Below are 24630 nucleotides of genomic sequence, written 5' to 3'. Positions count from 1 at the left end.
TAATCTTAACAAAATTATTTTAATCCAACGCCAAAGTATTCAAAACCGAATTTTTCAACTTTTTCTTTATGCAATATATTTTTTCCATCAAAAATTATTTTTTCGCTTGCTAAATTAAAAATATTTGACCAATCCTCATAATTCAATTTATTGTCTTCAACCGTTATAATTATTCCATCAACATTGGAAACCGTATCATATAAATTATCCAAAACATAAAAATTGGAGCCATGAAATGGTTTTGAGGCATTTGACTTGTATATATTACATGCATTTTCACGCGCCTGTTTAATATAATCATATCCTTTAATAATTGCTCCTTCACATAATAATAAATCGATTAATTTTATACCTGCACTTTCCCTTAAATCGTCAGTATCTGGCTTAAATGCTAAGCCCAAAATTGCAAAGGTTTTACCATTTATATTACCATAATAATTCTTAATTTTTCCAAAAAACCATTTTATCTGATTTTCATTTACACTATTTGTTGCAGTTATAATTTTTGGAACTACCCCATTATATTCAAATTGTTTTATCAGGGATTTTACATCTTTTGGGAAACATGACCCTCCATAACCAATCCCTGCATTTAAAAATTTTTTTCCGATTCGATCATCAAGTCCCATTGAATAAGCTACTGTTTTTATATCTGCATTTGTTTTATCGGCCAATTTAGAAAGTTCATTTATAAATGAAATTTTGGTTGCCAAAAATGCATTTGAAGCATATTTTATCATTTCTGATGTTTCATAGTTTGTTAAAATAAATGGAATATTTTTTTCTTTAAAATTTTTATATATTTTTTCTAAAATTTCTTTTGATGATGAATCATTTTCATCAAAACCCAAAACTATTCTTTCAGGGTTTAAAAATTCTTTTAAAGCGACTCCTTCTTTTAAAAATTCGGGATTCGATATAATCTCGATATCATACCCTGTTAAACGTTCTTTTAAAAGACGGTTAGTTCCAATTGGAACTGTTGATTTTATAACCAACCATTTTTGACTTTGAAAATGTTTTTTTAACATTTCAACTGCTGAAAAAATATATTTTAAATCAGTATTTCCTTCTTTGTCCTGAGGAGTGCCAACACATAAAAAAATAACGTCAGAATCAATAGTTTCTTCATAAGAAGTTGTAAATTTTAAATTATTTCCAACATGTTTTTTTAAAAGTTTTTCTAAACCATCCTCATATAATGGACAAACACCATTATTTAACATTTTAACTTTTGATTCATCAATGTCAATACCCGTAACGTCAAACCCGAAACTTGCCAAACCTACCGCTTGAATTAACCCAACATAACCTGTTCCAATAACTGAAATTTTCATCTTTTCACACATATCTTAAATCTCTTTAATCCCATTTTCTAATTCAACTTCTGGAACCCAGCCTAAACTTTTAGCGTTATCATTCTCCATATATATCTGATAAATTTCACCGTCCATTCCTTCTTCATAAATAGGATTTAAATCAAAACCATGTTCTGAGGAAATAATTTTGAAAAGTTCATTTATGGAGATTTCTTTTCCAGAACATATATTTACTGTTTCATTTTTCCAATTTAAAGCCATTAAATTTGCTCTTGCAACGTCTTTGACATTTACAAAATCCCGAGTTTGATTTCCGTCGCCATAAATCACAGGCTGTTCTCCTTTTTTCATTTTATCTATAAAAATTGAAATAACTCCTGCTTCACCAAGTGGATCCTGCCTTTCACCATAAACATTTGCGTATCTTAAAATACAGTATTCGGTTCCATAAAATTTATTATAAAGTTTAATATATTCTTCTGCACAAACTTTACTCAACCCATAAGGGGATAAGGGTTTTAAAGTGTGATTTTCGTCAACAGGTAAATATTCTGGTTCCCCGACTGTGGCGACTGATGATGAAAATATAATCTTTTTAACGCCATTTTCTTTCATTTTTTCTAAAATATTAACAGTCCCAAGAATATTTATATTTGCATCAAAAACAGGATCTTCAATCGAAGTTCTAACATTGATCTGTGCTGCTTCGTGAATTACGCAATCAAATCCAGTTAAATCTAAATTTTTATCTAAAATATCTCCTTTGATAAATTTTGCTTTTGAATTTAAATTTTTTTCATTTCCCGTGCTTAAATTATCTAAAATTGATACATCGTGACCATTTTCAATTAAAATATCAACAATATGGCTTCCGATAAATCCTGCACCGCCAGTTACTAAAATTTTCAAAATCTCACCAAAAATAAATTAGTATGTATATTTTTAATCATCACATAGGTCTTTGATGTATTCTTTAAACCCATCTATATGTTCTATTCCAAGTTCAACGTTTGCTTCAAGCCATCCTTTAATGTCTCCAATATCATATCTTTTGAAATCAACTTCGAGACCAATAATTTTTTCTTCTTTTAACAATGTTTTCATAGCATCAGTAAGCTGGATTTCTCCACCCCTTCCGGGTTTCGTGTTTTCAATGTGATCAAATATTTTTGAAGATAATAAATAAGCCCCAGTAATTATCAGATTTGATGGAGCATCTTCTACATTTGGCTTTTCAACAAGATCATTTATTTCAAAGATTCCACTTTCAAGTTCTTTTCCAGATATTACTCCATATTTATGGACATCTTCTTTTGGAACTCTTTCAAGTGCAATTACTGAACATCCATATTTTTCATGTGCTTCAATGAGTTTTTTTGGCACATTTCCAGAATAAATTGTATCCCCAACCATTACTATTGTGTAATCCTCACAAATAAACTCTTTTCCACAATGTACTGCATCTCCAAGGCCATTTTGTTTTCCCTGCCTTGTGTAGTATATATTTGCAAATTCATTAATATCTAAAATTTTTTTTAGAGGTTCGCATTTTCCATCTTTTTTTAACCGTTCTTCGAGTTCAAAATTTTTATCAAAGTGGTTTTCTATTGCGTATTTTCCACGACCAGTAATTACTAAAATATCCTCAATTCCAGCATTTGCCAAATCTTCAATTACATACTGTATAATTGGTTTTCCAAGTACTGGCAACATCTCTTTTGGCTGTGCTTTTGTAATTGGAAGAAGCCTTGTTCCAAATCCTGCTGCAGGTATGATAGCTTTTTTTATCATTAGATATTCCCCTCAAAAACTATAATAGTATTATTGAAACCACATATAAAATTATGACGTTTAAATATGGCTTTTACATTAATGTGTAAAGTATCGGTAGCGCAAACAACGATACAACGGTCGATACAAAACATGCCGAAGCAACCAGTTTTACATCCAGATCATAGATCACCGCATAAACTAAAGGCATCATTGCAGAAGGCATTGCTGATTGCATTATCGTTACTTGTTTATCTAGCTGGTTTGATAAAATACTTTCGGAAATTGGGAAGGCCACAAGTGGAGAAATTACCATTCTAAATATCGATGCCAAAATTCCGTAAAATATTCCAAATTTCGCAGCTTTTGGAGACAGCGAAAGTCCAAGTGAAAGCATTATTAAGGGAATTGTTGCACTAGACATGTATTCAAGCGATTTTGTGAAAAATTCAGGGAATATTGATAGGTTCACGTGCAATAATACCAAAATTAAAGTAAATATCCCCGTAAACAGTGGCGGAAATGTAAATACTTCTTTTAAAATGCTTTTTTTAGCACCGCTTAATTTAACCCCGATGTATGTTCCAAGGAGCATGCTGCAAAAAATTGCAGACATATCACAAAATATCGCTCTTAAAAGACCTTGTTCTCCATAAAATCCTAAAATTACAGGATACCCTAAAAATCCCGTGTTTCCAATTGATGCAACAAGTACAAATCCCCCAAGTGATTTATTATCCAATTTTAAACGTTTTCCAACAATATATGCTAAAAGTGCACATGCTGCTGTTGAAATAAATATTATTATCGGCAATTTCATAAATTCTGGAAGGTCTGAGGGCGTTACATTAGTAAGTAACTGCAAAAATATTGTTGCAGGCATTGCAATGTAAATTACTATTTTATTTAAGACCATCCTGTCTTTTTCATCGAGTATTTTAAAATGTCTCGAAATATATCCGATCAAAATTAAAAATACAATAACATACATGATTTCCATAATTATCATCGTTTTAAATTTCCTTGTTTATCTATCTCCCCATTTCTTATTCTCGTAGTCGAAATTGGAACATTATCTTTTGCCATTAAAAAGTCATAAACTTCAATAATTAAAGGTTTTAGTCCATTTTTAACCCTTATTTTATTTATAGTTTCGGCATTTTCTTTTGTTTCAGGAGTTACGACAATTATATCATAATTTTCTGAAATAGAGTTACCATACACGTCATTAATTACCATTATTTCGTAATCAATTTTATTAGTATCTAAAAACTTTTTTAAATTGTTTTTTCGAACATTTAATGAATTTACATCGTGTTTTTTGTACGATTTTATAAAATCATCGCTTGTAATTCCAATAAAGAGTTTTCCAAATTTTGATGCGTGCATTAATAAATTTTCGTGGCCTTTGTGCAGTATATCAAAGGTACCTCCGATAACAACATTATTCATTTCAAAAACACCAGCACATTTGTAAATTAAAATTAAAGGATATAATATTAAAAAAATAAAAAAGAAAGAATTATTTTTGTTTTCTTATTGATTCAAGAATAATTTTCTGTTCTGTTCTTGCAACAACATTTCTTATTGTTTCTACTGCATCGATGTTTGCAGAAATACTTGTAATTCCCCATTCAACCAATTTTTCAACGATTTGTGGCCTGCTTCCAGCTTGACCGCAGATTGAAGTTTTTACACCTGCACTTTTACAGGATGTTATAACAAGTTCAATCAATTTGAGAACTGCAGGGTGGTTTTCAAGGTAATATTTTGAAACATTTTCGTTGTTTCTATCAATTGCAATTGTATACTGGGTTAAATCGTTTGTTCCAAGGCTTATGAAATCAATTCCTTCTTCAATAATATCATCGATTATCAAAGCTGCAGCAGGAGTTTCGACCATTACACCAAATTCTACATCCTGTCTAAGTTTTAGGCCAACTTCGTTTGCAATTTCTTTTACTTTTCTTATTTCATCAACGTTTGTAACTAGAGGAATCATCACGTTAATGTTTCTGTAGCCATCTTCTCTTAATTTTTTAATAGCTTTTAGTTCGCATTTTAAAATTTCAGACTGGTCAAGACCTCTCCGGATACCTCTCCATCCCATCATAGGATTGTGTTCGTGAGGCTCGTCTTCACCACCTTTTAAACCAACAAACTCGTCGGTTGGAGCATCAAGAGTTCTGTATGTAACAGGTCTTGGATAGAATGCATCTGCAACTTTTCTGATACCTTCTGCAAATACTTCGGTTAATGCACCTTCGCCTTGTTCATTTAAGATTTTTCCAGGGTGAACACCGGTTCCTAAAATCATGTGTTCTGCCCTTAAAAGCCCAACTCCATCAGCACCGGTTGCAGCTGCTCTTTCTGCAACTTCAGGCATGCTCACATTTGCTTTTATTTCTGTTGCAGTGATTACTGGAGCTCCCGCATAAACTACCTGAGCAGGTGCTTTTTCTTCAGGTTTGCCAATTTTTCCTTCGTAGACAATTCCTTTTTCACCATCAACAGTGACACATTCTTCGTCTTTTAAATTTTTCGTAGCTCCTTTTGTTCCAACTACACAAGGAGTTCCAAGTTCTCTTGAAATAATTGCAGCGTGGCAAGTTAATCCACCATCATCCGTAATTATTGCAGCCGCTTTTTTCATTGCCGGAACCATGTCAGGAGTTGTCATTTTGGTAACTAAAATGTCCCCATCAAGAATTCTTCCAATTTCTTCAATTTCCGAAATAATTTTTACTTTTCCAGATTCAACTCCGGGAGATGCGCCAATTCCTTTTAATATAATTTTTCCTTCGATTTCATTTGAAGATTTTGAGTCCTTTTTATCAGTTAACGTTGTAATTGGCCTTGCCTGTAACATGTAAATTTCCCCGTTTTCAATAGACCATTCAATATCCATTGGTCTTTTGTAGTGATTTTCAATTGTTTGACCAACATTTTCGAGTTTTTTGATCATTTCTTCAGATAAAACCTGTTTTTCGATTAAATCTTCAGACGTTTTTATTTCTTTTGTTACGCCATCGGCATCTTTTATAAACATTGTATCTTTCCTTGCAACATTTACGCTTAGGATTTCTTGAGTATCTTTTGCAACAATATATGTGTCAGGGCTTACTGTTCCGCTAACTACACCTTCCCCAAGTCCCCATGCTCCTTCAATTACCATCTGGTTGTAATCCTGATTTATAGGGTTTACGGTAAACATAACTCCTGCTTGATCTGCATTTACCATTTTTTGAACAACTGCTGCAAGTGCAACTTCAAAATGATCAAATCCTTTTTCTTCCCTGTAAAAAATAGCTCTTGGAGTAAATAACGATGAAAAACACTCTTGAACTGCTTGTAAAACCTGTTCATTTCCTTTCATGTTTAAAAAAGTTTCCTGCTGCCCTGCAAAACTTGCATCAGGCAAATCTTCTGCAGTTGCTGAACTTCTTACTGCGACAAACGTTTCATCGTCTCCGCTAAGTTCACACATTTTGTGGTATGATTCAATAATGCTTAATTTCAAATCATCAGGAATTTTAACATTTTCAATTGCGTATCTAACTTCTTTTGATGCTTTGTTCAATTCTTCATTATTATTAACATCAATATTTGACAAAATTCTTTCAATTTCATCCTGAAGCTTTGTTTCTTTGATAAAGTACCGGTAAGCTTCTGAAGTGACGACAAATGCCGGAGGTACAGGTAATTTTGCATTCCACATCTCCCCTAAAGATGCTCCTTTTCCACCTGCAATATCAACATCATCATTTCTGAGATCATCAAGCCAAGTTATCAATTTCATGTTGAATCCTCCATTCGTTCAATTCATGTTTCGTCTATCAAAAATAACTATGATTACAATTCTATTTTATACATCTCAGATATATAATATTTTGTAGAGTTGATTTCAGACTTAGTTTTTGATAATTTATTTTTTTAAAATACACTTAATTTATTCATAAAATAGGAACTAAAATACCAAAATAGAAACATTTATATACATTTGATGTGTAGGATATATCATAAACCTGGGAGGTGTCTCCTTTGAAAAAATATATAAGTGTTCTAATTGGTGCAGTCTTTATCGCCCTAATCGTGGGATTGAGCGGATGCACGGAAAGTACTAATGGCTCAGATAATGTGGAAGTTCAAAAAGTTAGTTTAAAAATTTCAGGCTCGACTACCGTACTACCAATCGCAGAAGAAGCTGCAAAACAATTCATGATTGCAAATAAAAACTACATGATTGAAGTTACCGGCGGAGGTTCGGGCCTTGGAGTTAAAGAAGCCGGTGAAAATTTAAATGACATCGGAATGGCTTCAAGAGATGTAAAATCCTCAGAATTTGAAATATATCCATCATTACAAGTATTTGGAATTGCAAAAGACGGTGTTGCAATTATAGTACAGCCAGAAAACCCAGTTTCAAGTTTAACACAAGAACAAGTTATCGCGATATACTCTGGAGAAATTACAAACTGGAATGAAGTTGGTGGAAACGATGCACCAATTACAGTCTACACAAGAGACGAAGAAAGCGGCACAAGAGAAGTATTCTTTGAAAAAGCACTGAATAAAGGAAATATTACTAAAAAAGCAGTTGTTGTTGCTTCAAACGGTGCAATGAAATCATCAGTTAAAGCGGACGTTAATGGAATTGGATACCTTTCAATTGGATACCTTGACTCGTCAGTTAAAGGTTGCGAATACGAAGGAGTAATTCCTACTGAAGCCAATGTAATTTCCGGAACATACAAAGTTTCAAGAACACTAAATGTTATTACAAACGGTGAACCTTCACAAGAAGTTAAAGCATTTATTGACTTTTTATTAAGTTCAGAAGGTCAAAAAATCGTTGCAGAAGAAGGATATATCCAAGTAAACTAATATTTTAATTATTTAATTTCCAATTATTTTTTTAAAAAATTTTTATTAATCTTTTCAATTTACAGTTATGGTGAAACAGGATGCATAAAAAAAATATTGGCGAATCAGTCCTTGAAAATATATTAAAACTGAGTGCACTCTTATCAAGCGTAATTATATTTGCAATGGTTTTGTTTTTAATAATTAGTAGTCTTCCAGTATTTTCAGCTGTAAGTCCGTTTGATTTCGTATTGGGACTTGACTGGTCACCAAATTATGACGCTTACGGAATATTTCCAATGATTGTCGGCTCATTTTTAGTAACAATACTTGCACTTGTATTTTCAGTCCCGTTAGGAGTTGGATGCGCCATATTTTTAGCAGAACTTGCACCAAAAAAAGTTCAGAATATATTAAGACCTTCAATTGAAATTTTAACTGCAATTCCCTCAGTAGTTTATGGTTTTGTTGGTATGGTCTTACTTGTTCCACTAATTAGAGATGTTTTTAATACAAATCCGGGATACAGCTGGCTTGCTGCATCAATAATCCTTGGAATAATGATAGTTCCAACAATTACAGTACTTTCCGAAGATGCAATAAATTCAGTTCCACAACAATTAAAAGAGGGTAGTCTTGCAATGGGCGCTACACGGTGGCAGACTATAAAAAAGGTAGTTCTTCCAGCGTCCCTCAGCGGGATACTCTCAGGAGTTATTTTGGGGATGGGTAGAGCCATTGGAGAAACGATGGCAGTTTTAATGGTTGCTGGAAACTGGCCGCTCATTCCAAAATCGATTTTCGATCCAGTAAGGCCATTAACATCACATATTATATTAAATATAAAAGAAGCAGCTTCAGGAAGCCCGATTTATTATGCAATGTTTGCAACAGGGCTCGTACTCTTTGTAATGGTTCTTTCACTCAATTTAATATCACATTATATCAATAAAAAATACAAAATAAAATGGGACTAACAAGGTGGAAATTTGAATAACTCCAAAAAAGCCAAAATTGAAGAAAACATCGTATTTGGTATTTTTTACCTGTTTGCATTTATTGTAGTTGGTATCCTGTTCACAATTGTTGGTTACGTCTTCATTAACGGAATCGGCGCAATAAACATGGAATTTTTCTTTGGTGATGCAAACCCCATAAACGTGATTTTGGGAGTTGAAAGATCATTTGATGGAATCTGGAATTCAATAATTGGAACTATTGCACTAGTTGTCCTTTCAATTCTATTAGCTATTCCTTTCGGAGTTTTGGGTGCAATATATCTTCATGAATATGCTTCGGACAATAAATTAACACAGGCAGTTAGATTTTCATCAGACAGCCTTGCAGGGCTTCCTTCAATTGTATTTGGAATTTTCGGGTATGCTCTTGCAATAAAGACAGTTGGCCCATCACTATTAATCGGAGGACTTACGTTATCGTTCATGGTTCTTCCAATTATAATGCGGGCAACAGAAGAAGGTTTAAAATCAGTTGCACCCGGACTTAGAGAAGGAAGTCTTGCACTCGGTGCTACAAAATGGCAGACGATTAAAAAAGTAGTAATTCCTTCAGCTCTCCCCCAGATGATTACGGGAATTATCCTTGCAATGGGAAGAAGTGCAGAAGAAACTGCTGCAATCATGTTTACCGCTGCTACTGCATTTTCATTTGGAATTGGATTATTTAATAGGGTTGAAACACTATCATTTAGTTTATATGTGCTTTCAACCGAATATTCTAATGCAGAAGAACTTAAAATGGCTTATGGAATTGCACTTGTCCTGATTGCAATCATGTTTGTATTATTTACAATTGCAAATGTCGTTAAAAATAGATTCAAACTCATGCAGAGCTAATTAAAATTTGGTGTAACTTATGAAAATCAAAATGAACTCAAAAGATGTGAATTTTTGGTATGGCGAAAAAAAGGCGTTAAATGATATAAATCTGCCAATTTATGAAAATAAAATCACAGCACTGATCGGTCCAAGTGGCTGTGGAAAATCTACATTCTTAAGATGCCTCAACAGGATGAATGATCTAATTTCGGGAGTTAAAGTTACTGGAACAATAACTCTCGATGAAAAAAATATTTACGACAAAGATATTGACGTTGTTGAGCTTAGAAAAAGAGTTGGAATGGTATTTCAAAAACCAAACCCATTTCCAATGAGTATTTATGACAATATTGCATACGGCCCAAGAATCCACGGGATTAAAGAAAAAAAACAGCTCGATGAAATCGTTGAATGGGCACTGAAAAAATCTGCACTGTGGGATGATGTAAAAGACGACCTGAAAAAATCTGCAATAAAACTTTCAGGAGGCCAACAACAGAGATTATGCATTGCAAGAACCATTGCGGTAAAACCTGATGTAATACTAATGGATGAGCCGTGTTCAGCACTGGACCCAATTTCAACGCTTAAAATTGAAGATTTAATGGTTGAATTAAAAAAAGAATATTCAATAGTAATTGTAACTCACAATATGCAGCAGGCAAGCCGTGTTTCAGACTACACTGGATTTTTCATGCTTGGAGATTTGGTAGAATTTAATAAAACTGATAAATTATTTGTTGAACCCGAAAATAAAAAAACTGAAGACTACATTAGCGGAAGATTCGGATAATAGATTAAAAATTAAAATTGAAAAAATTAGAAAATTGAAGATATTTGGTGGTAAAAATGGTTAGAAATGCATTTTCCGATCAAATGAAAGAAATTGAAGATATGATTAATAAAATGTCTGAAATGTGTGTAAAATCACTAAAAAATTCCATAACCGCATTTATAACTAATGATATCGAACTTGCAAAAGTTGTTAGGGACTGGGACGATGAAATCGATTTAATGGAAATGGAAATTGAAGAAAAGTGCATTTCATTTATGGCCAGACAGCAGCCTGTTGCAAGCGATTTAAGGGAAATTATTACGATGATTAAAATTATATCAAAACTTGAAAAAGTTGGAGATATGGCTTCAAGAATTGCAAAAATAACCATTAATTCAGAACAGAACATTCTCAGATCAAAAAACGGGAGTATTTTAACAATTATGGATGAAATTCTTGAAAACATGCTAAAAAATTCAATTTTGTCATTTGGAAATCGGGATTTGGAACTTGCAAAAAAAACATACCGTGAAGATAGTAAAATTGACGAACTATACAAAGTACTTTGCAGGGATATGACACTTAAAATGATTGAGAATCCAAAAATAATTAGTGAAGCTACCGATTTCTTGGTTGTTGGAACATACCTTGAACGGGTTGGAAATTTGTGTGGAAGTATTGGTGATAGAGTTGCATTTATGATTACCGGAGAACGCTTAAAAGAAGAAGAATTTGATAAATTATTGAATAAAACTACAAAAAAGTTGGAAAATTAATCATTATATTTTTCATCAACTACAATTCGTACAGGAACGAACGGTATTTTAAGTTCTTTTGATTCAAGCCTTTTATCAACCATTATCAAATCATTTAATTTTTCCTGAATATTTTTTGAAATTTTTTTAACGATGTATGAAGGCGCTGCTGCAGTATAAAGGTACGGCTTTTTACCAAGACCTTCTTTATCCATTTTTTCTCGTGAAACATATCCTGTATTATACATATCGAGTATCGATTCACGAACTGTTGACGGATATATTCCAGTTCCACCTGCAATTTCATCAACTGTACTTTTATTGTACTTCCTTAAATATATGTAGATTTTTGCTCGAACTTCGCTTGACATTAAATTTGCAAGGTTTTCGATTAATTTTTGGTCTACATTTTCTATGCTATTCACTATATCGCCCCACTCTCAACTGTATATTGAAAATTTAACCCAATATAAAATAGCCATTTAAAGCTCCCCCACTTCAAAAGACCTAATTATATATTTCATAAACGTGCAATATAAAGTTTTTGTAAGGCCAACTAACATTGAAAAAACATTTTTGATCAAATCTGCCTTAATGTCGTTTAGTACTAGACATTACAACAGAATTAAAAAAAGAAAAAGTTAAATTTCGGAAAATACTTCGTCAAGAGCCGAAATCATTGCATCTATGTGCTCCTTTTCAACTATTAGCGGAGGTAAAAACCTTAAAACGGTATCAGAAGTACAGTTTATTAAAAATCCTTTTTCAAACATTTTTGAAACTATGTCTGACCCGTTGAACGTTAATTCAACTCCAACCATTAATCCTAAGGACCTTACTTCTTTTACGAATTCATATTTTTCTTCCAGTGTTTTTAAGCTGTTTTTGAAGTATTCACCCATTTCAACAGCATTATCTAAAAGTTCTGAAATTACATCGAGTGCAGCTGCTGATGAAGCACATGCTAAAGGATTTCCACCAAAGGTAGTTCCGTGACTTCCGGGAGTAAATGCGCTTGCAATTTCGCTTTTTGCGACCATTGCACCTATTGGAAATCCGCCACCAAGACCTTTTGCAAGTGTTACAATATCAGGAATTACTCCGTATTGTTCGTATGCAAATACAGTTCCAGTTCTTCCCATTCCACACTGAACTTCATCAAAAATTAAAACGATATTGTTTTCATCACATAGTTTTCGAACTGCTTTTAGATATTCTTTATCTGCAGGGTGAATTCCACCCTCCCCCTGAACAGGTTCAATCATTATTGCAGAAGTTTTTTCGGAAATTCCCGCTTTTAATGCTTCGATATCGTTAAATGGAATGTATTTAAAACCTGTTGGCAGTGGTTCAAATCCTTCCTGATATTTTGCTTTAGGAGTTGCAGTAATTGTAGTAAGGGTTCTTCCGTGGAAAGCATGTTCCATTGTAATAATTTCTCCTTCCTTACCGTTTGCTTTAGCATATTTTCTTGCAAGCTTTATTGCAGCCTCATTTGCTTCTGCACCGCTGTTACAGAAAAATGCTTTATCAAGTCCGCTTAACTTCACGAGTTTTTTTGCTAACTCGATTTGTGGAACATTGTAGTATATGTTTGAAACGTGAATTAGAGTTTCTGCCTGATTTTTAATAGCTTCAACAACTTTAGGGTGGCAGTGCCCAACGTTATTTACCCCAATTCCTGCAAGAAAATCAAGATATTCTTTTCCATCAGTATCAAACACGCTCATTCCATTTCCTTTTACAAGAACTACTGGAACTCGGCCGTATGTGTTTATAACATATTTTTTTTCATCTGAAATAATCTGTTCTTTTTCTAAAGTACTCATACTAACCACCAAGTCATTCAAAATCAGTCATGTGATTAAATAAATCATGATTCAAAATTATTTAATAGTATCAAGTTTAAAAATATATTGTTTTTTAAAATAAGTTTTGTATTTTTTCCAAAAACGGGATTTAAAGAAAGCATTAAGAGGATTAAAATGGAGTTTGATTTAATCAATATATGTGGATATTTGACAATTATAAACACGATAATCCTCGCAATCTTATTTTTCACAATTGTAAAATTGTTAAAAATTGTAAAAAGTAACTTTGAATATTCAAGGAGTTTAACCTGCCCAGAAGACCGGATTGAAGTATTAAATGACGAAAAATACTATTATTATGTTTTAAACAAAATCAAATATGCTAAAAAAGAAATTAACATTATCATGTTTTCGATATACTTAAATCCAAAGATTTCCGAATTAATTGATGAACTCACAAACGCAAGAAAACGAGGGGTAATGGTTCGTGTAATTCTTGAAGAAGAAGTCGGATCAAATATTTTAGCCCAGAGCAAACTTTCAAGCCAGCATATTCTGGTAAAATTCCATGATTCTAAAAAAACACATAATAAATTAATGATAGTTGATGATACAGTTATTGTTGGAAGCCATAACTGGACTGATAAAGCCCTTTTTGAAAATAAAGAATCAGCAATTGCAGTATCTAATGAAGACGTTCTTAAAATTGAAAAAGAATATTTTGAGTCACTTTGGGGGTCTATCGAATGAAAATAGCTATTTTTTCCAAACTAACTATTAAAGAAGACGAAATAAGAAAAAAACTGGAAAATTTTGATGTCGATATATTTCCGCCAATAAAACGTGGGGATTTAACGTCTGAAAAAATCTTTGATTATGATATAATCGGAATAATCGATGGTTGCTTCCTGCAAAGTACTGCTGTTGCTCATCGGGAAATTTTAAAGGTTATTGAAAATAATATTACAGTATTTGGTGCAGGTTCAATGGGCGCATTAAGAGCTTCAGAACTTGATACATGCGGCATGATTGGAGTTGGCTCGGTTTATAATTTATATAAAAACGGAATAATCACAGATGATGACGAAGTTGCAGTTACATTTGATGATAATTTAAATCAGATCACATTTTCGATGATCAGCTTTAGAGAAATGATCAATAATGCATTGAATGAAAAAATAATCGATGAAAATGATTTAAAACGATTGATTACTTCGGGAAAAGAATTATATTACCCACTTAGAACATTTGAAAATGTTATTGAAAAATCAGGAATTTCTGGAGAAAAACGGGAAGTTTTGGAAAAATTTTTAAAAAATCAGCCAGATATAAAAAGAAACGATGCCTTTGAAATGCTCGAAGAAATTATAAAATATATTGAAAAACAGTAATGATTTAAAACAGTTTTTTAATAGATTACATAAAAAAATCTGGTGAAGTCATGAAACGGGAACTCAAAGTAAAACCCATTGAAAACGGAACTGTTATCGACCATATCAGTGGATCAAAAGCACTGAAAGTCTATAAAATACTAAATATCGAAGAAAAACTCCCAATAACACTTGCACTAAACGTGCCGTCAAAAAAAGGCGTTACAAAAGATATTTTAAAAATTGAAGGGCTTGAACTCTCAAAAGACGATGTAAACAAAATTGCGTTAATTTCACCAGATGCAACGATAAACATCATAAAAGAAGGAAAAGTCATAAAAAAATTTAAAGTAGACATTCCAAAAAGAATTGACGGAATAATCAAATGCACCAATCCAAACTGCATCACGAATAAAGAAAATATCGAAAGCAGATTCTCAATCGAACAGAAAAACACGTTAAAAATCAGGTGCGAATACTGCGAAAAATTCATTAATTCAATTATAATCTCAAAATAAACCCTAGTTTTTTTATATTTTCAGTAACTATTATCATGAGAACTGTTGGTGATTTTTATGAAATTACACGAATACGAAGCAAAGGAAATTTTTAAAGAAAATAATATCCCTATTCCAAAAAATAAACTTGTATGTGGAAAAGTTGAAAGCATCGACTATCCTGTTGTCATAAAAGCGCAAGTTTTAGTTGGTGGAAGAGGTAAAGCTGGCGGAATCTTATTTGCAGATAATGTCGATGATGCAAACGAAAAAATTGAATCATTAATTGGAAACACGGTAAAAGGAGAACTTGTTGAAAAAGTACTCCTTGAAGAGCAGATAAAAATTGCAAAAGAGTATTATGTTGGCGTTGTTGTTAATAGAAACGAAAAAAACAATGTTGTTATATTTTCAACAGAAGGCGGAGTAGATATCGAAGAAGTATCTTCGAAAACTCCCGAAAAAATAATAAAATTATCATTAAACCCTGAAAAAGAATTTTTACCATACCTTGCAAGAGGTATGCTTAAAAAAGCAGGCATTCCAAGCCAGGAAATTCCAAAAGTAGCAGATGTATTATGCAAAGTTTATAAAGCATTCAAAGACATGGATGGAATTTTAGCCGAAATAAACCCGCTTGTATTTACTGAAGATGGAAAAATCATTGCTGCTGATGCGGTTTTGAATATTGACGACGATGCATACTTTAGACATAACTACGAGAAATTTGAAGAATTTAATAAACAGGAAAAATCCGAATTTGCATATGTTGAACTTGATGGAGACATTGCAGTTATTGGAAACGGTGCAGGACTCACCCTTGCAAGCATGGACATTGTAAAAGAATTTGGCGGAAACCCTGCATGTTTCTTAGATGTTGGCGGTGGTTCAAATAGGGAAACTGTAAAAAAAGCACTTTTAAAAGCAACATCCCGGAAAAACGTTAAAGGGGCATTCATAAACATTCTTGGCGGAATTACAAGGTGTGATGAAGTTTCGATGGGAATTGTAGATGTTTTAAAAGAAAATCCAAATCTTAAGTTTGCTGTTAGGATGATGGGAACAAATGAAGAAGAAGGAAGAAAAATATTATCTGAAAACGGAATAAGCTTCGAAAGCTCGATGGAAGGGGCTGCAAAAGCACTTACTGGATTAATAAATAGTTAAACGTGATTTTCAATGTTTAACATCCGAAAGAAAAAGCAGGAAACCGTTTCAAGAGATAAATATGAAGATATTAAAAAAATATATATTGAATCTAAAAAGTCATATATTGCACTTGAAGCAAAATACAGGCATGAAATTTACGTAAATAGCCAGTTAAAAAATGAAATAAGTCAAAAAAACGTAGAACTTGAATACTTACATCACAAATTAAATGAACTCTATGAAAAATATAGGGATATCTCAAAAAGTTATGAAAAACTGGAAAACAGGGTTAAATTTTTACTTTCGGAACTTGAAAATAAACATGAAAATTTTAAAAAATAATTATTTCATGTTATTACATATCTCTTTTAAAAATTGTAATTTTGAAGTACTTTCATCCACTTTTACTTTTATGTATCCGCAAATTTCCCAAGATTCTTTAGGATAACTTTTTTTATTTTCAACACTATATTCCAAACCCATTTTTTTTATTTTGCTCGCAATATCTTTTAATTTCGGGTTTTGAACTGCAATTTCTTTTGGAACTTTCCTTCCTTCGTTTTTGGTTCTTTTTAGATCAATATACGCGGGCCATAAAATTATTTCCTTCATAATTTCACCAAAATTATTTAATCCATTTTTCTTTCACGAATATGCGACTGATTACCAGTATAAACGCAATAGATACTAAAGAAATTACCCAAAATCCATAAGGGCTCTCTGAAAGAGGCATGTACTTAAAATTCATTCCATATATTCCAGTAATCCACATTGGAACGGCAAAAAGTGCAGTAATCATTGTAAGAATTTTCATTACCTGATTCATTCTTATGTTTTCAATCGAAAGTGACATATCCATCATTGACGATAAAAGCTCACGATACGTTGTTTCCATGTCAATTAACTGCAGAATATCGTAGTATAAATCTTCAAATTCCCACCTATCTTCCTGAGTGGTTATTGAAAGATACTTTCGTTTTAAAACTGAAATAACATCTTTGTTTGATATAAGAGCCTTGTGGAAATATACAAGCATTTTTCTAAGCTGTAATATTTCTTCGGTCATGTTTTTATTCTGTTCCTGAACTATTCTGTCTTCTAAAATATCCAGTTGATCTTCAAGGTTTACAAGAATTCTCGAATAGCTTATCGTAATCTGGTTTAAAATTGTGTATATAAAAAATCCTTTTCCTTTATCGAGAAGGGTTTTTGGCTTTTTTGTCTTTACAAGATTGTAGAGTCGCCCAATTGACTTGATTTTATCCGCATGAATCGTCAGGATGATGTTATCTTTTACGTAAAGTCCAAAAGAAGTAGTTGTGATGTCTTCTTCAAATAACGGGGCTTTAAAAATAATTGTATAGTAAGTATCTTCTTCTTCGACCCTTGGAACTTCCTGCTCATCGAGCCCAAGACTTAATTCATCAGTTTCTATTTCTATTTTTTTAGAAAGTTCAATTAATTCCACGTCTGAGGGGTCATAACAGTCAATCCATATAAGATCGTGTTCACTATTTACGTCATCCAAATTCAAAACTTCAAAAGATCCAGCATGGTAACCAAGAATTTCAAGCATGTTTTCACAACTACTCTTCAATTAACCCTTCTCTGCTTTTTGGTTCGTGAAATAATACAACCGAAAGTACAATTAATATAGATACATATGCTAAAATATACATTACAAGACCGGTAAATTCAGTGCTATATCCAATTAAATAACCTGATGAAACAATCAGCATCTGTCTGAGCATGAATGCTAAAACTACGTTAAAGAATAGCCTTTTTAAAAGCCTAAGTATACTTTTTTCAGTGTGTATTAAGTCATCTATGAAATGAACAAGTACTAAAAGCACAAAGCCTAACGTTAACGGATTTGCAATATTTAACAGGAATTTTCCGAAAAATACCGTTAGTTCGGGATCCACCGAAGCCCTGTAAGAATAAAGTATACCTACAAGAAGTATCAAAAATCCCAAAATATTTCCAAAAGGAGATAGTTTTCCAACTTCAAGACCCTTTTTGCTTTCACTAAGTGTTTTTTTAACAGATTCAACTAATCCAACGCCTTCAGACAGGATGTAAATTCCAATAAGCCCTGCAATTATTCTCCACCCTAGATCGGAAAATACGGCATACAAAATCATTGCAAAACCGATAGATGTAAATATTAACGGAATGTACTGCGACATAGTCTTTTTTATAAATTCCTGCACGAGATAGTATGTTGATTCAAGAGATTCATTTTGTTTAATTACAATTCTCTTTTTCCAGACAAAAATATCCTTTAATTCAAGGTATTTTAAAACCATTTCGTCTTCTTTCCCATCTGAAACGAGATAAATGAAGTTAGGTTCATAGAGATAAATTAAAAAGTCGATTTGTTCCTTAATTTTAATTGCACATACCTCTGATTCGATATCAATATCCCCAGAAATTGTTGCAATTTCAACATCTTTTCCTTCTTTCTTTAAATGGTCGTAGTGCTGAATTCCACCAAGTATGGAATTTACATCACTATCTCCTGGATCGGTTAGCCCGAGCTTTACCGCTGCATTGATATTATCCTCCCTACTTAAAATAGGGGTCCTAATATTTGCTTTTCTTCCAACATCGTCGTCCATGTCAACGACAATAACTAGATACTTTTTATCTTCGGGAACGTTATAATCTTTGCCGATATCTTTTATTGATACCATTATACCACTTTAACACTAAAATAAACGATTAAAATATTTTTTTATTAATTATGGGCTTTTTATGCAGATTTTCTGAAACATACAAAAACATTAACATCGTAACTAAAAAACCGTAATTGATGCCGATTTCGCACATTGATAACAATACAGCACCATAAATAGAATATATTTTAGTATCGCTCTTTTTATATATTAACTTACTGATTATTCCAAATATTAATGAAAAAATTAAGCTGTAATAACCCAGATCCAAATAAATCGGACCAAAAAGGGTTGACGTAATATTATGTCTGTAACCATGAATTATTTCGCCAATTAAAGACTCCCCACCAGGTGTAAATGCAATTTTTCCGTATAATGCCGTAGGGTACATTATAATCTTTTCTAAGGTCATCAAATCAAAATAAGCCCGGTATGATAAAATTTCTAAAAAATTAAGGCTCCATGATTGACCCGATGATGAAAGAATTGCTTTTGCCATTATTCCTAAAAATAACACGGTAAATATTCCAATTAAAAATATTTTTTTTGCACTTATTTTATTATTTTTGTAATTATAAAGCAAAAATGCAACGATTAATACCAAAACATTTGCTTTGTACCCCGTTACTGCCAAAATTGCGAAAGATACTAAAAAATATCCAAAATTAAAGAGGCTTGCAAACGTGAGCGCACCCGAAGAAATTAATCTTAAAGGATCATCTGAAATTGCCATTCTGACTGTGTAATCGGTAATTGGAAGAGTTCCATAAATTAAAACCATTGCAAGAAATGAAACTACACCAATTAAAAACATGATTTTACTTATTTTTTCAGAGCAATAATTCTTTATAAAAATATGTAGAATTAAAAATACAAGTCCTGAAAATAGCATTGCCGACAATACACTCCCGGAAAGAACAAAAACTCCAAAAAACATGGAAAATCCAAGCAAAATCCCTGAAAACATTTTTAAATTTAATTTATCTAATTTCATCTTTTTTTCAAAATTTATAAAAAATGGAATCGAAAAAATAGCCAAATTTCCAAATACAACCAATATCATTTTTAAAAGGGAATTTAACCCAAATTCTCCAAAATATGGAATTGCGAGCAAAAATATCAGGAAATATCCAATAAAAATTATTACTATGGGGTTATCAAGTCCTAGCCCGTATTTTTCTTTAAAATAATTTTTAGATTTTTCAAAATTATTTTTTAGCATTTAAAATCCCCCTAAAAATCCCATAAAATGTGGAAATTACACCTAAAAAATACATTACAACCACATCAAGATCCAAAATACCTGTTTCAATCCCTACAATCAAGTAAGATACCATTATTGAATAAAATCCCAAATATAAACCTTTTAATTTACCTGAAACCTCGTTTGAAAGTCCCATTAAAAGCCCAAAAATCCCGAAATAGGGAACGAGCCCGAGCGTTCCAAAATCCATTAAGACTGCACCAAATATTGTTGGTGTGATTGTAACGCCAGTTACCCCAATACTGTTTGCAATTAACGTTCTTGGACCATATTTTGGACCATCAATTAACCCATATGATGAAAATACGGCGTTATGGATGACTCCTTGAAAATTACCATTGAAATTCTTGACAATAAGATCAAATATACTCATTGTAAGATCTATTCTTGAAAGTATGGGGTTTCCACCAATATTTAATATAAAATGCCTTAAAAATGAAAGTCCACAAACGACCAGCGCAAGTCCGATTAATGAATAAATCATGAGTTTATTTTTTATTTTTTCTGAATAGTACATTGCAAAAATTGTTGAAAGTAATAACACCACAACTTGTGTACGGTAGCCTAAAAGTGCTATTAACGCTGCAAATACTCCAGAATACAAAAATATTTTTTTAGTACTTAATTTGGAACTTGAAATTACTATGGCCCAACCTAATGGAAGTGTATGCGAAAATGCAGTATATATAACACTTAAAAATTTTCTAGAGGTTGGATCAAAGAGTGGAACTCCCCTAACCCATAAAAGATCCATTATCGTGAAAAAAATACCAAATAAAAGTAAAAAAAGCCCTATCTTTTCATGAAACTTATAATTTACTTCGAAAGGCCTAAAATCCAATTTTTTAAAGATATTTTGCCCTGCAATAAAAGAAATATAAAAAAATACTGATGAAAATAATACAATACATGCCGAAAGCGTGGTAACATTTGATAGAAGTACAAAAATACATACTAAACCAACAAATATGTGGTGTGGTCCGATTTTTTGTAAATTAAGTTCCAAAAACTTCTTCATAGTATTACATCCAGGTTATTAGTTTTGCATTATTGTATTTTTCAGTTTTTATTTCATTAGTAGCGTTTTCCACAATTATATTTACTTCAATATTTGATGTAACGATTTTTTGAGGATTTAATAAGCCATCCAAGTTTTTCAAGTCGTTTAAATTAAAATCTCCTTTTAATATTAAACCGCCATCTACAAAACTCATTTTTGGCAGAGCTGATTCATATTTGAAATAATTTATAACTTCAAGTTGTTCTGTTGGTGAAAAAGTTTCCGAATCAATCGCAAATGAACCATCAATATCAACTTCAAGAATATTTAAGTCATTGCCAATGTCATCGTAAATAATATCGCTTATTTCTGAAAATGAAGTTCCATTTAAAGAGTCCAAGTTATATCTAATAATTGTGTTTCCTAAAGGAACCAGATATATGTTACTTGCTGCAATATCTTCTTTTGAAGCAAGTTTTCCACCAATCGTCATTTCAGTATCGTTGTATGCAACGGTAAGAGTTCCACCACTTGCAGCTAAAATTTGTACTCGATCAGAAAAGTCTGAAGAATCTGCAGTCCATCTTCCATCAATATCTGCGTAGAGCGGAAAACCTTTGAGCATTATATTTTCAGAAACCCATGCACATTTGTACATTTCTTCCCCATCAAAAGTATACGCTTCTGACGTTGGGCTTAAAAAATTATAACCGATTGCAAGGGCCGTAACTAAAATTGAAATTAAAACTAAAAATTCTAAAATTCCGATTTTTTTCATGAATCTAACCCCTTAAAAAATAAAATTAAAATAAATATTATTTAGAATTAATTTAAAAATTATTTTTTGTATGCATTCATCACGGTTTCTGCAATACTCTCTGAATCGAGTTTATAATATTTTAATAAATCTCCTGCTTTTCCAGATTTTCCAAACTCGTCGTTGATACCAACTCTAAGGAGTTTTTTATTCAATCCTTCTTCTGCAATTACTTCAGAAATTGCTCCGCCAAGTCCGCCGATGATACTGTGATCCTCGATTGAAACTATGAAATCTTTTGAATTTTTTATTGCATCTTTATCAATTGGCTTTATTGTCGCAATTGCAATAACCTGTGCAGATATTCCTTTTTCAGAAAGTATTTTTGAAGCATTGAGTGCCTCTGGAACGAGCTCTCCTGTTGCAATGAGTGTAATGTCAGTTCCTTCTTTTAAAATTCTTGCTTTTCCAAACTCGAATTTTGCTTCTTCTTCGTTTTCAAAAATTATTTCAGTATTCCCTCTTGGCATTCTTACATAAACTGGACCTTCGTAATTTGCAGCCCACCTAACGGCATTTTTTGTTTCCAAATAGTCAGATGGGGAAATTACAATCATTTTTGGGATTGCTCTCATTATTGCAATGTCTTCAGTCATTTCGTGGGATGCTCCATCTTCACCAACTGTAACGCCACTGTGTGTTGCACATATTTTTACGTTTAAACCAGGATATGCGATAGAATTTCTAATTTGCTCCCATGCTCTTCCTGTTGCAAACATTGCAAAAGTTGATGCGAACACAGTTTTTCCAGTTCTTGAAAGTCCTGCTGCCATACCCATCATGTTTTGTTCTGCAATTCCTGCATTGAAAAATCTTTCAGGATATTTTTTAGCAAAAATTCCTGTTTTAGTAGAACCTGATAAATCAGCATCAAGTACTACAATATTTTCATTTACTTCACCAAGTTCCGCTAAGGTTTCACCGTAGGCTTCTCTCATTCCTTTTTTTGTTCCTTTCATATAATTCACCACAAAATTATAAACTTCAGATATAGTTCTTAAATTTAATTTACGAGTTAAATCCTAAAATTTGCAGAATTTCTTAAATCATTCACTGCTTTTTTAACGTCTTCCTTTCCATATATTGCTGAAGCTGCAATAAGCCCATCTGCACCTGCTTCAACAGCTTTTGGCGCAGTTTCCAGGTTAATTCCACCATCTACAAAGATTTTTGTATCGTACCCTTCAGTCAATATTTTGTTTTTTAAATTATCTATTTTTTTAATCATCGGATTTATAAAAGACTGTCCTGAAAAGCCCGGTTCAACAGTCATTACCAAAACACCATATAAATTTTCTAAAACGTATTCCACGTTACCGATCGGTGTTGAGGGGTTTAATGCAACTATTGGCTTTGCATCGTGTTCTTTTATCAGGTCAACAGTTCTAAATAAATATTTACTGGATTCTGCGTGAAATGCAATCATATCTGCAGCATCTGCCAGTTTAGGAATAAATAAATCAGGATTTTCAACCATTAAGTGTACGTCAATTGGAACGTCAGTTATACTTTTCAAATAGTGGGGAACTCTAAGCCCCATACTTAAATTTGGTACAAAGTGTCCGTCCATAATATCCACGTGGAAAAAATCAACATTTCCTTCTTCAGCCTTTTTTACTTCCTCTGCCATGTGACCGTAATCTGCAGAAAGAATAGATGCACCAATCATTACCATTTAAATCACCTGATTATTGAAGTTCTGCGAGTGCTTTTTCAAGCTCTTCTTTATTTGGAGCTTTTCCGTGGAAGCCAACGTTATTTTCCATGAATGATACGCCTTTTCCTTTTATCGTATTTGCGATAATCATTTTTGGCTTTCCGTTTTTCATTGTTTTTGCAAGTTCTGCGGTTTTAACAATTTCTTCGAAGTTGTGGCCGTCAATTTCAAATACATCAAAACCGAATGCAGAAAATTTAGCTTTCAAGTCCATTAAACACATTACATCTTCAGTACATCCGTCAATCTGGAGTTTGTTTCTATCAACAAAACCAATTAAATTATCGAGTTTGTAGTGTGCCGCAGCCATTGCAGCTTCCCAAACCTGTCCTTCTTGACATTCTCCATCCCCTAAAAGAACGAACACGTTATTTTCGTATTTATTTAATTTACATCCGATAGCAACACCAACTGATGATGAAAATCCCTGTCCTAATGAACCAGTATTTACTTCAATTCCAGGAATCTCGATTGTAGGGTGTCCTTGTAAAAGAGCTCCGAGCTGTCTTAAATTCCATAATTCTTCTTCTTTAAAATAGCCCAGATCTGCAAGGGTTACATAAAGTGCAGGGCATGCGTGACCTTTACTTAAAATAAACCGATCTCTTGAATCCTGTTTTGGATCTTTTGGATCATAGTTCATAATATTGTAGTAAAGAGATGATACAATGTCAATTGCTGAAAGGGATCCCCCAGGGTGTCCAGATTCTGCAAGTCCTATCATTTTTACAATATTATATCTTAAACTTTTTGATTTAACAGCTAATTCTTCAAAATTCAAATTTTTTGTGTTTTTCATTCTTTTCACCGATTTTAAAAACATAAATTTTTAAATCTGTTTCGTTTTTTCTTCTGATTTTATTAAAAATTGCAATAACATGAAAAATAGAAATAAATCGTAAGTATTGTGTTCGAATGTGTTACAAAGAATACCTATACGGCATCATGCTACAATCCATTAATAACATGAATATTATCAGATGCATTTATAAATTTTTTGTATCATT

27 protein-coding genes are annotated in these 24630 nt (G+C 32.4%); 10 read left to right on the top strand and 17 right to left on the bottom strand.

Annotation, left to right across the window (positions count from 1 at the left end):
- Window positions 1–14: 14 nt before the first annotated feature.
- The 6 genes from MMJJ_RS08720 to ppsA form a co-directional block, all read right to left on the bottom strand.
- Window positions 15–1337 (bottom strand): UDP-glucose dehydrogenase family protein, encoded by a 1323-nt coding sequence (locus MMJJ_RS08720; RefSeq protein ID WP_104838483.1) that lies wholly within the window; start codon window positions 1335–1337, stop codon window positions 15–17.
- A gap of 15 nt (window positions 1338–1352) precedes the next feature.
- On the bottom strand, window positions 1353–2228 hold the full coding sequence (locus MMJJ_RS08715; protein WP_104838482.1) for an NAD-dependent epimerase/dehydratase family protein: 876 nt from the start codon (window positions 2226–2228) through the stop codon (window positions 1353–1355).
- Between the two features lie 33 nt (window positions 2229–2261).
- On the bottom strand, window positions 2262–3110 hold the full coding sequence (gene galU, locus MMJJ_RS08710; RefSeq protein WP_104838481.1) for a UTP--glucose-1-phosphate uridylyltransferase GalU: 849 nt from the start codon (window positions 3108–3110) through the stop codon (window positions 2262–2264).
- Window positions 3111–3183: 73 nt separating this feature from the next.
- The gene (locus MMJJ_RS08705) at window positions 3184–4098 is read right to left on the bottom strand and encodes an AEC family transporter (RefSeq protein ID WP_104838480.1); all 915 of its coding nucleotides are present in this window, start codon (window positions 4096–4098) and stop codon (window positions 3184–3186) included.
- Window positions 4095–4541, bottom strand: a complete 447-nt coding sequence (locus tag MMJJ_RS08700) for a phosphopantetheine adenylyltransferase (RefSeq protein WP_104838479.1) — start codon at window positions 4539–4541, stop codon at window positions 4095–4097. The genes MMJJ_RS08705 and MMJJ_RS08700 overlap by 4 nt, the downstream gene beginning before the upstream one ends.
- A gap of 70 nt (window positions 4542–4611) precedes the next feature.
- Complete coding sequence (ppsA, locus tag MMJJ_RS08695) at window positions 4612–6888, bottom strand: phosphoenolpyruvate synthase (protein ID WP_104838478.1); 2277 nt, start codon at window positions 6886–6888, stop codon at window positions 4612–4614.
- A gap of 242 nt (window positions 6889–7130) precedes the next feature.
- Between ppsA and MMJJ_RS08690 the strand changes: the two genes are divergently transcribed.
- The 5 genes from MMJJ_RS08690 (at window position 7131) to phoU (ending at window position 11341) form a co-directional block, all read left to right on the top strand.
- Entirely contained in the window at window positions 7131–7973 is an 843-nt protein-coding gene (locus MMJJ_RS08690; RefSeq protein ID WP_104838477.1) for a phosphate ABC transporter substrate-binding protein, read from the top strand.
- Between the two features lie 80 nt (window positions 7974–8053).
- Window positions 8054–8929: a phosphate ABC transporter permease subunit PstC gene (pstC, locus tag MMJJ_RS08685; protein ID WP_104838476.1), complete on the top strand. Its 876-nt coding sequence runs from the start codon at window positions 8054–8056 to the stop codon at window positions 8927–8929.
- Between the two features lie 12 nt (window positions 8930–8941).
- Window positions 8942–9808: a phosphate ABC transporter permease PstA gene (gene pstA, locus MMJJ_RS08680; protein ID WP_104838475.1), complete on the top strand. Its 867-nt coding sequence runs from the start codon at window positions 8942–8944 to the stop codon at window positions 9806–9808.
- A 19-nt stretch (window positions 9809–9827) separates the two neighbouring features.
- Entirely contained in the window at window positions 9828–10583 is a 756-nt protein-coding gene (pstB, locus tag MMJJ_RS08675) for a phosphate ABC transporter ATP-binding protein PstB (RefSeq protein ID WP_104838474.1), read from the top strand.
- A 56-nt stretch (window positions 10584–10639) separates the two neighbouring features.
- Window positions 10640–11341: a phosphate signaling complex protein PhoU gene (gene phoU, locus MMJJ_RS08670; protein WP_104838473.1), complete on the top strand. Its 702-nt coding sequence runs from the start codon at window positions 10640–10642 to the stop codon at window positions 11339–11341.
- Here phoU and MMJJ_RS08665 read toward each other — a convergent pair.
- A complete protein-coding gene (locus MMJJ_RS08665) occupies window positions 11338–11745 on the bottom strand; it encodes a helix-turn-helix domain-containing protein (protein WP_104838472.1) in 408 nt (135 codons plus the stop codon). The two genes, phoU and MMJJ_RS08665, sit on opposite strands and share 4 nt — an antisense overlap.
- 216 nt (window positions 11746–11961) lie before the next feature.
- Window positions 11962–13149: an acetylornithine transaminase gene (locus tag MMJJ_RS08660; RefSeq protein WP_104838471.1), complete on the bottom strand. Its 1188-nt coding sequence runs from the start codon at window positions 13147–13149 to the stop codon at window positions 11962–11964.
- A gap of 156 nt (window positions 13150–13305) precedes the next feature.
- Between MMJJ_RS08660 and MMJJ_RS08655 the strand changes: the two genes are divergently transcribed.
- The 5 genes from MMJJ_RS08655 to MMJJ_RS08635 are packed head-to-tail and all read left to right on the top strand — an operon-like array spanning window position 13306 to window position 16489.
- The gene (locus tag MMJJ_RS08655; RefSeq protein WP_104838470.1) at window positions 13306–13881 is read left to right on the top strand and encodes a phospholipase D-like domain-containing protein; all 576 of its coding nucleotides are present in this window, start codon (window positions 13306–13308) and stop codon (window positions 13879–13881) included.
- Window positions 13878–14522, top strand: a complete 645-nt coding sequence (locus tag MMJJ_RS08650; protein ID WP_104838469.1) for a TfuA-like protein — start codon at window positions 13878–13880, stop codon at window positions 14520–14522. Before MMJJ_RS08655 ends, MMJJ_RS08650 begins: the two co-directional genes overlap by 4 nt.
- Window positions 14523–14572: 50 nt before the next feature.
- Entirely contained in the window at window positions 14573–15019 is a 447-nt protein-coding gene (pyrI, locus tag MMJJ_RS08645; RefSeq protein WP_011171048.1) for an aspartate carbamoyltransferase regulatory subunit, read from the top strand.
- 57 nt (window positions 15020–15076) lie between these two features.
- Entirely contained in the window at window positions 15077–16165 is a 1089-nt protein-coding gene (gene sucC, locus MMJJ_RS08640) for an ADP-forming succinate--CoA ligase subunit beta (protein WP_104838468.1), read from the top strand.
- 12 nt (window positions 16166–16177) lie between these two features.
- Entirely contained in the window at window positions 16178–16489 is a 312-nt protein-coding gene (locus tag MMJJ_RS08635; RefSeq protein WP_104838467.1) for a hypothetical protein, read from the top strand.
- On the opposite strand, the gene MMJJ_RS08630 is transcribed toward MMJJ_RS08635, so the two are convergent.
- The 9 genes from MMJJ_RS08630 to MMJJ_RS08590 are packed head-to-tail and all read right to left on the bottom strand — an operon-like array spanning window position 16490 to window position 24422.
- The gene (locus MMJJ_RS08630) at window positions 16490–16759 is read right to left on the bottom strand and encodes a signal recognition particle subunit SRP19/SEC65 family protein (protein WP_013999537.1); all 270 of its coding nucleotides are present in this window, start codon (window positions 16757–16759) and stop codon (window positions 16490–16492) included. It abuts the gene before it with no gap.
- Between the two features lie 13 nt (window positions 16760–16772).
- Window positions 16773–17723, bottom strand: coding sequence for a magnesium/cobalt transporter CorA (corA, locus tag MMJJ_RS08625; RefSeq protein WP_104838466.1), 951 nt, complete (start codon window positions 17721–17723; stop codon window positions 16773–16775).
- A gap of 10 nt (window positions 17724–17733) precedes the next feature.
- On the bottom strand, window positions 17734–18843 hold the full coding sequence (locus MMJJ_RS08620; protein WP_011171053.1) for a DUF373 family protein: 1110 nt from the start codon (window positions 18841–18843) through the stop codon (window positions 17734–17736).
- A 28-nt stretch (window positions 18844–18871) separates the two neighbouring features.
- A complete protein-coding gene (locus MMJJ_RS08615; RefSeq protein ID WP_104838465.1) occupies window positions 18872–20047 on the bottom strand; it encodes an oligosaccharide repeat unit polymerase family protein in 1176 nt (391 codons plus the stop codon).
- Window positions 20034–21107: an oligosaccharide repeat unit polymerase family protein gene (locus MMJJ_RS08610; protein WP_104838464.1), complete on the bottom strand. Its 1074-nt coding sequence runs from the start codon at window positions 21105–21107 to the stop codon at window positions 20034–20036. Before MMJJ_RS08610 ends, MMJJ_RS08615 begins: the two co-directional genes overlap by 14 nt.
- Before the next feature lie 4 nt (window positions 21108–21111).
- Complete coding sequence (locus MMJJ_RS08605; protein ID WP_104838463.1) at window positions 21112–21867, bottom strand: TrmB family transcriptional regulator sugar-binding domain-containing protein; 756 nt, start codon at window positions 21865–21867, stop codon at window positions 21112–21114.
- Between the two features lie 59 nt (window positions 21868–21926).
- Window positions 21927–22865 (bottom strand): transketolase family protein, encoded by a 939-nt coding sequence (locus MMJJ_RS08600; RefSeq protein ID WP_104838462.1) that lies wholly within the window; start codon window positions 22863–22865, stop codon window positions 21927–21929.
- A gap of 56 nt (window positions 22866–22921) precedes the next feature.
- The gene (gene rpe, locus MMJJ_RS08595; protein WP_104838461.1) at window positions 22922–23581 is read right to left on the bottom strand and encodes a ribulose-phosphate 3-epimerase; all 660 of its coding nucleotides are present in this window, start codon (window positions 23579–23581) and stop codon (window positions 22922–22924) included.
- Window positions 23582–23594: 13 nt separating this feature from the next.
- Window positions 23595–24422 carry a transketolase gene (locus MMJJ_RS08590; protein WP_244901529.1) on the bottom strand — a complete coding sequence of 276 codons (828 nt, stop codon included), beginning with the start codon at window positions 24420–24422 and terminating at the stop codon, window positions 23595–23597.
- Between the last annotated feature and the right edge of the window lie 208 nt (window positions 24423–24630).

The sequence above is a fragment of the Methanococcus maripaludis genome, assembly GCF_002945325.1.
Lineage (GTDB): Archaea > AGJL01 > Methanococci > Methanococcales > Methanococcaceae > Methanococcus > Methanococcus maripaludis.
Note: the sequence above shows the minus strand (reverse complement) of the source record. Positions and strands in the feature narration are given on the sequence as shown.